The organism is Pseudoalteromonas sp. BSi20439 (assembly GCF_000241165.1).
GTDB lineage: Bacteria > Pseudomonadota > Gammaproteobacteria > Enterobacterales > Alteromonadaceae > Pseudoalteromonas.
The window spans coordinates 1-1,145 of record NZ_BADW01000135.1; the positions used below are offsets into that span (position 1 = coordinate 1).

Annotated in this window: 1 protein-coding gene; it reads left to right on the forward strand. The window is 45.5% G+C overall.

Annotation, left to right across the window (positions count from 1 at the left end; all coding sequences use genetic code 11):
- Window positions 1–98: 98 nt before the first annotated feature.
- Window positions 99–1,145, forward strand: a 1,047-nt coding sequence (istA, locus tag P20439_RS11665) for an IS21 family transposase (RefSeq protein ID WP_036933801.1), incomplete at its 3' end; no start/stop codon positions are given.

A 1,145-nucleotide genomic window follows, 5' to 3' on the forward strand; every position in this document is an offset into this window, starting at 1 on the left:
CCGGAATCGGTGTTCACACCAAACCAGTACAATTTCAACGCATTGATTATTAATTACTTTGTTAAGCTATTTCCTTTTTGTATTACTGAGGAAGGGATATGGCGACTAAGAGGATCACAATGCGTAAAATTCGAGAAGTGTTGAGGCTACATTTTGCTGCCCAACTCAGTGTCAGAAAAATAAGTGCCAGCACTAAGATCAGTGTCGGTGGTATTCAAAAACTACTCACTAAAGCCAGAGCTTTATCGTTAAGTTGGCCACTGCCCGACGAGCTTGATGATTCTGTGCTTGCTAGTCAGTTCTATCCTCGCGCCGACACTCGGCCATCCCAGCGATTTGAAGTGCCAGATTGGCCAGCCATTCGAAAAGAATTAACGGGCAAAGGCGTCACCAAGAACTTACTCTGGGAAGAATATACTCAGCAATATCCGAATCGTTGTTACAGCTATTCTCAGTTCTGCGATCGCTATATGACCTGGCTTAAAAAGCAAAAACGTTCGATGCGACAAGTGCATAAAGCAGGAGAAAAACTCTTTGTCGATTATGCGGGTCAAACGATGCCCATTGTTTGTAATGCGACGGGTGAAGTGAAGTTCGCCCAGATATTCGTGGCGGTGATGGGCGCATCAAATTATACATTTTGTGAAGCAACCTGGAGCCAAAGTCTACCCGACTGGATCGGCAGTCACGTGCGAGCATTTGAATTTATCGGCGGTATACCTGACATGGTTATCCCCGATAATTTACGCAGTGGTGTCAGTAAAGCGTGTCGCTACGACCCTGATGTTAACCCGAGTTATCAGCAATTGGCCGCGCATTATGGCACCGTGATTGTGCCTGCTCGTCCCAGAAAACCACAAGATAAAGCCAAGGCCGAAGTGGGCGTGCAAATCATTGAACGCTGGATACTCGCCAAGTTACGACACCAAACCTTTTTCTCATTAGCTGAGCTAAACCATTGCATCAAAGCCTTACTGCTTGAGGTCAATAATAAGCCCTTTAAGCAACTGAGTGGGACACGACAATCATGGTTCGAGTCAATCGACAAACCCGCCCTCGCGCCCATGCCCAAACTAGCTTATCAATTCACGGATATTAAACACGTCAAAGTGAATATTGATTATCACGTTCAGTATGATAACCAT